Below are 9,609 nucleotides of genomic sequence, written 5' to 3' on the forward strand. Positions count from 1 at the left end.
GGATGGTTTACCCACTGCTGTTACTATATTTCACCCAACTGAGAACCGCTATAATATAACTTTCCAAGTGATTGGCGATACGGCACCGCGATCGCTACAAGGTAAGTCAGATGTAACACTGCAACGTCTAAAAGCACCAGTAACGGTGACATTTGAACGACAAGATGGCGGACAGTTAATAGTGACTCCACAAGCTGTTTCAGAGCCAGGAAATTTGGAAGTTACATTTAAAGAAGCCACCAATGCAACACAGGGTAGAAGTACTATGAGAATTGAACGAAATGGTTCAGTGTTCTTGAATTAATTAATTTAAAATTAGGGCGAAGGTCATTCACGGCTACATAAATTAAGAGCTACACCGACCTGGCTAGAGAAAATCAAGCTGTTTATAACCCACGTAGATGGGTTTTGCCTGTGTAGACGTGGTTTCCAATCGCCCTTTTAACTACTTTCGCTGAAGCATTTTAGTTAATTGATCCAGCAATTGCAATTCTTGGTTGTTGTCTTGCAATGTCCGCGCCAGTATAATTGCCCTTTCGTAAAAATTACGGGCAGTTAAATAATTACCTTGTTGCTTATATAACTGAGCATAAGATTCAAAAGATTTTAATTCTTCGCGTAAATTTTGTAATTCTTTAGCGACTGCTAAACGCTGCTCTAGTAAGTCAAAGGCGCGTTCGTAACGTCCTACAGCAGTGTGAGCCGTAACTAAACCGTCAATTGCCCGTAATTGATTAGTGTGATCGCGGTTAGTTTTAGCTGTCTGCATTGCTTCAGCATAAGTAGCAATGGTATCTTGATAATTTCCAGATGCTAAATAAGCATCTCCTAGATTGTTCAAGGTATTTGCTTCACCAATGGCATCGCCAGTCTGACGGCGGAAAATTAAAGCATTTTCGTACAGTTTAATCGCCTTGTTATAATCTCCCAAACTGGCACTTACTAAACCTAAATTACTCAAAGACAGTCCTTCACCTTCAATATTTTTGACACCGCGAGCAATTGCGAGTGCATCTTCAACTGTTTTACCAGCAGCAGCAGATTCGCCTTGTTGCAGCAGATATGTACCGATATTATTCAGCACAAAAATCTGAGATTGGAAGTCTTTAGTATCACGAGCGATCGCTAATCCTCTTCTGAAAGCATCTTCCGCCTCTTTTGAACTACCAAGCTCTACATAAGCCTTAGCAAGCAAATTGTACGTTAGACCTTGTGCTTTCAAGTCTCCAATGGAATGATATAGTTCTAATGCCTGCAAACAAGACGCAATTGTTTTATCGCCATGTCCTGAAGCGTATTCTTGTTCAGCAATACGCAGCAAACTGTCTGCTTCATCTCTTGATTGTCGCCCAACGGAATTATTTAAAGGGCGATGGAGTTGTTCGGTAATATCAACCGCACCCGCTACAGGACTCAGCAAAAAAGCTAACAGTAAAAAGCTGTGTAAAAGTACCTGGGGATAAGAAATCGCACCTACACAAATTAAGTTTACCTTTTGCCAGGGAGATACAAGCCGTTGTTTCATAAAAATTACCCGTCAAGTTGCGGGTTTAAGTAGAAGGTCTAAGAAGAAGTTTTAAGATTTAAAATTTAAGACAATTAATATACGTATTTATACTTAAATTTTAATTGAGCTAAATCTTCCCCAAAGTATATGGTGCGGATATCTATGGGCAATTTGTCCTCTAGCATACGATAGCCTTCTTGGAGAAAATTGGCTACTTCGTTAGGCGCGATCGCTTCTCCTTCAGCTTGTAGATAAGCAGCGATTCTAGTTTCGCTCCAGTGGAAAGTTTGAGCCATCAACACAATTAGTCGTAAAACTGGCGGTAGTTGGTCTAACGCCTGTTCTACATAGCACCATAGCGGCGGTGAAGTCGCTTGTAGAGAATAATGAATTGCTTCTGTGGGTGGTAGTTTAATCTCATTTATACAGAAAGCTGTCATATTAATTAACCAATTCTGCATGGTCAAAGCTTCCTCATCTGATTCAGAGTCAGTTAACTTTAGTCCACCGAGTTCGTAATATATATGTCGCCAGGTAAGGGCAAACAGATAATCTGCCTGCACAGGCGATCGCGCCGAATGCCGAATTAAGGTGTAGACTATGGGGCTATAGCGACAAAAAATCACTGTAAAGTACTTTCCGGCATCTGGATAGCGCTGAAACAGAGTTAGTAGTTCATGGTCACTGTGATGGAACAGCGACTTCACCAGGGGGTGATTAGCTTCAGGAAAATGAGGAATTTGCACAAGTCTTGAAGTTGATAGTTGTTAAAATAGTTTTGGGAATTGCACTCCCCTAGTTAATCGCATAATATCTTGGTGTTGCTCAGTTTGTAGATGAGACTCAGACTACTTGAGTATTGATAAACTAGAAACAAGGACTTAATTTTAGTCTTAATCGACAATCATAAAATCAACTCTCTTAAAGAATCCTTATTTGTTCATGGTTATAGAAGTTAGTGTGGTATTGTTCCTGCTCAGTCCTCTTACTTTAGGCTCCTTTCTGCCTTCCCTGCCCTTAGATAGCCTGTTCTCCACACAAGGCATTATGGTGATGCTGCTAGCAGCTTACGCTGGTGCTATGTGGATGTTTCTCACCAGTGCCCCAAAAGTACACACTGTAATGGTGTCAGATTTGGAGATTGCCCGACAATTGTATGAAGGGCTGCTAGATTTGCCAGCAGCTGAGGTGCCATTGCACTACTACTACAACTACGAACAAACTATAGGCGCAACTGGCATCGATCCGTTATATATGTCTACTGGGCCGAGCTTGTCTAGCAAAATGATGAATAATGCTAACGATGGGTTGTGGTATCAATTGAAGAAAAACACCCAGCTACACGTCATTACTGGTGCGAGCTTAGGTAGCAAAAATCAGCAACGCCACGTTTGTTTCGATCGCGACTGCCTGGAAATGATTTTAATGCGAGTCGAAACGCGCGGTTTGAAATTGAAGATTCGTAACCAGAAACCCCTGAACTTTTTAGTCAAGGATTATGAAGGGCGGGTGATTGAGGTGGCTGAGGTAGCTAATTAGTAGTTAATAATTAGATTCTTTTAGGTTGGGTGGGGCGTAGCTTGCTGCAGTAGACATTGCTCCACCCAATATTTTTGGAATTTAGATTGACATCCCGGCTTGGCTCCTAATTAATGTCCCATTTCTACCCAGGCTAAAATAAGTAAATCCCTTAACCAAGATGATTTATGAACCAGCCGATATCTGAGAGAGTGCGCTGGACTACCGCCGATTTAGAGTTGTTTCCAGATAACGGAAATCGCTATGAAATTATTGACGGAGAATTGTTTGTGACCAGAGCGCCTCACTGGAATCATCAAAAAACTTGTGTCAGAATTAGCACTTCCTTGGATAACTGGTCACAAACTACTGCTCTGGGAGAAGTTGTGACTGCTCCAGGAATAATTTTTGGTGATAATGATAATGTTATTCCCGATGTTGTCTGGGCTAGCAACGAGAGATTGCCTTTACTTTTAGACGAGGCGGGGCATTTGACTGGTGCGCCAGAATTGGTTGTAGAGGTGTTATCTGCTGGTAGTGAAAATGAAAAGCGGGACAGAGAACTAAAACTTAAGCTCTACTCATCACGAGGTGTCAGAGAATATTGGATTGTAGATTGGCGAAAGCAAGAGGTGGAAGTATATCGACGCGAACAAGCGAGTTTAAAGTTAGTTGCGACGTTATTCAATGGTGATGAATTAAGTTCACCCATATTACCTAATTTTACTTGTGCGATCGCACAACTATTTACTTAACACCATAATATTTTGAATATGTTAATTAATGCGGGAATTTAGATATGGATGCCGAGGAATTGCTCAGGCGTTATGCTGCTGGAGATAGAGATTTTATTGGGGTTGATTTGAGTGATGCTAACTTAAGTAGAATGGACTTGCGTGGTATTAATCTGAGTAAAACTTACTTGGATGGTGCAAACTTAATCGATACTAACCTCTGTGGGGCTTTGGCAGGTACTCACTTCGAGACTACTGAAATGATGAATACTGATCTCAGACAGGCTGATCTAAGTGGTAGTCATCTGAGTGCGGATCTGAGTGGGGCTAATCTCAGCGGTGCTGACCTCAATAGGGCCGACTTGTATAGCGCTTCTCTGGAGAACGCTCTGTTGATTGACACTGATCTCTCTTATACTAAGCTGGAGGCTGCTATTTTTGAGGGGGCTAACCTCAGCTATGCTAACTTGACAGGTAGTACTGATGCTAGTGTCAATAATGCTATCCTTTTCCACACCATCATGCCCGATGGAAGCATTGTGAACAATAAACCATAAGTATAAATAAGAAATTAGTGCGATCGCTGCCGTCGCTAGTTAAAGAACGAAACCCAAAATTGATGAAGAATATCCAATTAACAAATGAGGAAGTAAAGCTTAACTGTGCTGTAAAAACTCAACTTTAGGCAATAACGGGTCAGTCACAATACCCACACCGCTAAAACCCCAGCGTTTGAGCAAATTTCCCAACTGTGTACGCGCAATAGATTCCACAGCAAAGCGATTTGCCACTTCTGCTGCGTGGGTGTTGAGATAGCTAAGGGCGTCAAAGTTTTCTTGAAATAGCAACAAATAGCCCGATGTTTCAGCATCAGGACGAGCTATAAGATAATTCCCGTCAGTTTTTGAACGCACCAAATAATAAACTTCAGACAGCATGGAGATGAGATTTGTTGGGGAGGAAAAAACCCTTCAAATAAAAACATAGAGGAATATCGTACAGGCTTAATTTCCGAATATCCCTCATTGCTTTAATATAAACTATGTGAAATAAATATTTATCCAAATTTGCCGCTGACGTAATCTCTGGTATCTTCCTGCTGAGGATTGTTGAAAATTACTTCTGTTGCATCATATTCTACCATATAGCCATTACGGGTTCCTGTTTCAGAAGTCCGAACATTAAAAAAGGCTGTCTTATCAGAAACACGCGCTGCTTGCTGCATGTTATGGGTGACAATGACAATAGTATATTGCTCTTTAAGTTCGTGAATCAGTTCTTCAACACGCAAGGTAGAAATAGGGTCAAGAGCGGAGCAAGGTTCATCCATCAGTATAATTTCAGGTTGTACTGCGATCGCGCGAGCAATACATAACCGTTGTTGTTGTCCACCAGATAAAGACGAGCCACTTTGCTGTAATTTATCTTTGACTTCATCCCATAAAGCTGCTTTTCTGAGACTGCTTTCTACCAATTCATCCAAATTACCTTTATAGCCGTTGATTTTGGCTCCAAAAGTAATATTGTCATAGATTGATTTGGGAAATGGGTTTGGTCTTTGAAACACCATCCCAATTCTCCGACGCACTTCTACAGGGTCGATGTCGGATGCATACAAATTTTTATCGTAAAAAAGTATTTTACCTTCTGCCCGAAATGATTCAATCAGGTCATTAAGACGGTTATAGCATCGTAACAACGTACTTTTACCACAACCCGAAGGGCCGATAAAAGCAGTCACCTGATTTTTCGGTATATCTAGCCAAATATTTTGTAAGGCTAAAAACTTGCCATAGTAAACGTTGAGATTTTCAGTGCGTAAAACGGTTTCAGTGTTATTCACTGTCCTAGTGTTGGTAGCCATAAATTAAATTTAGTGTTAGTTTAAGCGATGGGAATTTGCACTGTGTATAGTTGTTTACTAAGCTTTTTTGCGAGTTGCCCAGCGAGCGATGATACTTGTGATTAGAACCATCAATACCAAAATTAAAGATGCTGCCCAAGCTAGAGATTGCCAATTTTTAAACGGAGAAATGGCGTATTTGTAAACCAAGACAGCCAGAGAAGCTGTTGGTTGGAATAAACCATCTGGTCAAAAGTTAGAAAATAGAGCAGTAAATAGCAAAGGTGCGGTTTCTCCAGATGCTCTGGCGATCGCTAGGGTTGCCCCGGTTACAATAGCTGGTAAAGCTGCTGGTAAGACTACTTGACTCACCGTTTGAAAGTTAGTCGCTCCCAACCCTACAGATGCTTGTCGCAAATCTTGCGATACTAACTGCAAGGCTTCATCAGTAGTTCGCAGAATAATTGGCAACATTAAAATTGCCAGTGCAAACCCTCCAGCTAGAGCTGAATACGATCCTAAGTTCAACTTTACCATTGTCAAAACTACAATCCCATAGGCAAATACCCCAGCAATAATTGAGGGGACTCCACTAAGGACGTTAGCCGCAAAACGCACCCATCTAGCTACTTTCGCCGAACTAAATTCTGTAATGTAAATTGCACCTAAAACTCCAAAGGGGATACTAATCAAGGCAGCAATTCCTACCATCAGCAGCGTGCCTAAAATTGCATTACCAAAGCCTCCTCCCTTTTGCAGAGCTTTGGGTGGCAATTCAACAAACACGGCTAGATTCAGACTGCTAAAGCCTTTAATAATCACGTAAGAAAGCACTGCTAGCAAAGGTAAAAGTGCCAATACTCCGCAGATAAATGCGATTACAGTCATCACTGTATTAAACAGTGTCCTTTGAGACGTGGGGGAGCGAGTTAAACTGCGCTCTGGAAAATTAGAAGTCATAATTTAACCCAAAACTAAGCTATATTCGCTTGACTCTCAGAACGATCAACTCTGCCAGAATATTGACTACCAGTGTCAAAAAAAATAGAATTAAAGCCGCGTACATTAAAGCCGCAACTTGCAAACCACTCGCTTCTGAAAATTGATTTGCCAGTAGAGAAGAAATCGTATTGGCTGGTGCTAAAAGAGAAAGACTGATGTTGTTGGAGTTGCCGATTAACATCGTTACAGCCATTGTTTCTCCCATTGCCCGCCCAAGTCCCAGCATCACAGCACTCACTATGCCCGAAAAGGCTGCTGGGATAAGAACTTGTAAAATCGTTTCCCAGCGTGTTGCTCCTAGTCCGATAGAGGCTTGGCGCAAACTTGGGGGTACAGAAATCAAGGCATCGCGGGATAAAGCTGTGATGATGGGCAAAGTCATAATCGCTAAAATGACTCCTGCGGGCAACATTCCAGGCCCTGTAGGAGAAGTGCTAAAAAATGGCAGCCAGCCAAAGTAACCATTGAGCCATTTTCCCAAGTTGGTTAAGATTGGCACCAAAACGAAAATCCCCCACACGCCATAGACAACGCTGGGAATAGCTGCGAGCAGTTCTACTGCGAAAACCAGTACCAGCTTCACTTTAGCGGGCAAAAAATCCTCGCTCAGTACAATAGCAGTACCAACCCCAATTGGCACTGCTATCAGCAGACCAATAAAAGAACTCACGAGAGTTCCATAGATTTGAGGTAGAACTCCGTAGCTATCGTTAACCGGGTTCCAAGTGGTGTTGACTAAAAAGCCAGCACCAAACTTTTGGATGGCAGGCCAAGAGGCAATTGCAACCTGCGACCCGATCCATAATAAAGTTCCAGCAACCCCAAAAGCGAAAATTTTAGTCAGCCAAATAAAACCCAAATCTAAGGATTTTTCGGCATCAGAGCGATTTTTCATCGCTGATGACAGATTTTGAGAATTTGTAGTCATGAATACCGACTTTTAGAATGAAATCAGAGAAGAATATGGGAGGCAACCAGATTAGTAAAATTGTCGCCTCATCATCTATTTCAGCTGATACAATGGTAACTCAATGTTCAAAGTTACTACTTAATAAGCGTGTTTGATTGCTTACTTGCTAGCGCTACTACCACTGGCGACAGAAATTTTATATTCTGGACTGATTTGATCAGCAGCAGCAGCCACCTTTGTAATCACATTTGGTGGTAGAGGAACATATCCTAATGCACTAGCCTGCTTCTGTCCATCAGTTAAAGCGTATTCGATCGCAGCTTCAATCGCCTTGGCTTTTGCCGCATTGGGATATTTCTTGTAAGCCAAAATCCAGGTGTAAGTGACGATGGGATAGGAATCAGCCCCTTCGGGATCGGAAATGAAAGAGCGGAGATTTGCGGGTAAAGGTACTGATTCGAGAGTTTTAGAAGCTGACTCCTCATTAGCTACAACAAACTTACCGCCTTTATTTTCCAAAGCAGCAAACTTGAGACTATTTTGTTTAGCATAGCCATACTCGACATAACCAATGGAACCTTGAGTTTGTTGGATTTGGGCAGTAACACCCTCGTTACCTTTAGCACCTACTCCCTTAGGCCAGTTGACAGTTTTGCCTTCACCAACTTTACTTTTCCACTCAGGGCTGATAGCGCTGAGGTGTTTTGTGAACACACCCGTAGTTCCGCTACCATCGGAACGATAAACAACTGTGATTGACTCTTTCGGAAGCTTTGCACCTGGGTTAGCCTTGGCAATTTGGGCATCATCCCAAGACGTGATTTTACCTAGTAGAATATCGGCGTAAACGGCTCGTGGGAGCTTAAGCTCTGGAACATCAGGCAAGTTGTAAGCCAACACGATGCTACCAGCAGTCACAGGCAGTAAAACAACACCTCTATCTGCTGGTACTTTTTGGATTTCTTCATCCTTCATTGCGACATCGCTAGCACCAAAGTCTACAGTGCCTTTGATAAATTGTTCAACTCCAGAACCGCTACCAACTGAGGCATAGTCAACTTGCAGATTGGGATATTTTTTGTTTAAATCTGTGAACCAGGTATCGTACAGTGGTGCCGGAAAAGACGCACCAGCCCCGCTTAACTTTACGGTTCCGCCAAGGTCTAATTTAGCTGGGCTAGAGGCAGTAGTATCTGTAGCAGTACCAGAAGGCGTATCTTTGGTGGCTGTACTATCTGGTGTTTGCTGTCCGCCACAAGCTGCTAGGCTGATTGTCAGTGCTAACACTGAAATTGAACCTGTGAGGCGATGAGTTTTTGTTGCACTAAGACGTGAGAGCATCGCTATCAATTTTTTAGTAACTTTTCAGGTGAGCGTTTCTAAGATACTCCCAAAGAACAACAATAGAGATTAACGAAAGGTTAACAAAGCAATAAAGATACTTGTTTTTTTGATGAAGAGCCAACCTTGATTTCTAGTTTTACTTGATAAATTTTATACTTTTGCTTGAGTTTTAAGATCCAAATAGCACCACAGTTAAGTTGGTTGCAGGTATTTACAAAACTTTATTGTTAGTGTAATTTCTTTGCTCAAGTCATAAAAAAAGTATGTAAATAGATGATAAAGCGTGGTATTAAAACTTAACGTCGTAGATTAGCAATGGCTTTAGCTCCTCGCCAACAAAAACGTCGCCTTCATCGTCATCCAGTTAGCACAATACAAACTTTGGTTAATCAACATACCGAACTTCTTACTGTGCTTGAGTCTCAAGCTCTTAAATACTGATTAGACAGTCAGGGCTTCAGACATAGAAAGCCCTTGATAAAAGTGGAAGTGTGGTAACTTCACCCTATCAGGGGCTTTCTACATTGTCAAATTACCTGTAATCCCCACGGTGTAGAGGTTTTCTGGGATTTTAAGAAATCGCAGAAAACCTCTCTAAGAGATTTAAGTGAAGGCGGAAAAATTAAGTCCGCTGACTTGGTGAAGGAATATGAAGGCCTATGTACGTACCTACTGCAACTTTTGTTAAATCGGCGACAGCAATTCCAAATTCAAATTTTGACAACAGGTACAGTCTACCTTGAGGATAAAG

The 9,609-nt window shown here is 41.8% G+C and carries 10 protein-coding genes and 2 pseudogenes; 5 read left to right on the top strand and 7 right to left on the bottom strand.

The genetic code is table 11. The features are described from left to right. Positions 1-304 (top strand): annotated as a pseudogene (locus ACFE93_RS32755) (hypothetical protein); the annotation flags it as partial. Positions 305-445: 141 nt separating this feature from the next. Here ACFE93_RS32755 and ACFE93_RS32760 read toward each other — a convergent pair. Together ACFE93_RS32760 and ACFE93_RS32765 are read right to left on the bottom strand one after the other, a co-directional pair. Further along, the gene (locus ACFE93_RS32760) at positions 446-1,525 is read right to left on the bottom strand and encodes a tetratricopeptide repeat protein (protein WP_375479996.1); all 1,080 of its coding nucleotides are present in this window, start codon (positions 1,523-1,525) and stop codon (positions 446-448) included. A 74-nt stretch (positions 1,526-1,599) separates the two neighbouring features. Continuing rightward, on the bottom strand, positions 1,600-2,253 hold the full coding sequence (locus tag ACFE93_RS32765) for a sigma-70 family RNA polymerase sigma factor (protein ID WP_375479998.1): 654 nt from the start codon (positions 2,251-2,253) through the stop codon (positions 1,600-1,602). A gap of 196 nt (positions 2,254-2,449) precedes the next feature. Here ACFE93_RS32765 and ACFE93_RS32770 point away from each other — a divergent pair, with 196 nt between their 5' ends. From ACFE93_RS32770 to ACFE93_RS32780, 3 genes are all read left to right on the top strand, one after another. Continuing rightward, a complete protein-coding gene (locus ACFE93_RS32770; RefSeq protein ID WP_375480000.1) occupies positions 2,450-3,046 on the top strand; it encodes a glyoxalase-like domain protein in 597 nt (198 codons plus the stop codon). 167 nt (positions 3,047-3,213) lie between these two features. Beyond that, entirely contained in the window at positions 3,214-3,780 is a 567-nt protein-coding gene (locus tag ACFE93_RS32775) for a Uma2 family endonuclease (RefSeq protein WP_375480002.1), read from the top strand. A 44-nt stretch (positions 3,781-3,824) separates the two neighbouring features. Further along, a complete protein-coding gene (locus ACFE93_RS32780) occupies positions 3,825-4,316 on the top strand; it encodes a pentapeptide repeat-containing protein (protein ID WP_375480005.1) in 492 nt (163 codons plus the stop codon). A gap of 99 nt (positions 4,317-4,415) precedes the next feature. Here the strand turns inward: ACFE93_RS32780 and ACFE93_RS32785 are convergent, their stop codons facing one another. From ACFE93_RS32785 to pstS, 5 genes and pseudogenes are all read right to left on the bottom strand, one after another. After that, a complete protein-coding gene (locus tag ACFE93_RS32785; protein ID WP_334691509.1) occupies positions 4,416-4,697 on the bottom strand; it encodes a hypothetical protein in 282 nt (93 codons plus the stop codon). Positions 4,698-4,816: 119 nt separating this feature from the next. After that, positions 4,817-5,623: a phosphate ABC transporter ATP-binding protein PstB gene (pstB, locus tag ACFE93_RS32790; protein WP_292774531.1), complete on the bottom strand. Its 807-nt coding sequence runs from the start codon at positions 5,621-5,623 to the stop codon at positions 4,817-4,819. A gap of 57 nt (positions 5,624-5,680) precedes the next feature. Further along, positions 5,681-6,562, bottom strand: a pseudogene (gene pstA, locus ACFE93_RS32795) (phosphate ABC transporter permease PstA). 19 nt (positions 6,563-6,581) lie between these two features. Continuing rightward, entirely contained in the window at positions 6,582-7,532 is a 951-nt protein-coding gene (gene pstC / locus ACFE93_RS32800) for a phosphate ABC transporter permease subunit PstC (RefSeq protein ID WP_292774533.1), read from the bottom strand. A 141-nt stretch (positions 7,533-7,673) separates the two neighbouring features. Next, on the bottom strand, positions 7,674-8,855 hold the full coding sequence (gene pstS, locus ACFE93_RS32805) for a phosphate ABC transporter substrate-binding protein PstS (RefSeq protein WP_375480008.1): 1,182 nt from the start codon (positions 8,853-8,855) through the stop codon (positions 7,674-7,676). A 318-nt stretch (positions 8,856-9,173) separates the two neighbouring features. Here pstS and ACFE93_RS32810 point away from each other — a divergent pair, with 318 nt between their 5' ends. Then, complete coding sequence (locus ACFE93_RS32810) at positions 9,174-9,299, top strand: hypothetical protein (protein WP_375480010.1); 126 nt, start codon at positions 9,174-9,176, stop codon at positions 9,297-9,299. Positions 9,300-9,609: the final 310 nt, after the last annotated feature.

It is taken from the genome of uncultured Nostoc sp. (assembly GCF_964247315.1).
Lineage (GTDB): Bacteria > Cyanobacteriota > Cyanobacteriia > Cyanobacteriales > Nostocaceae > Nostoc.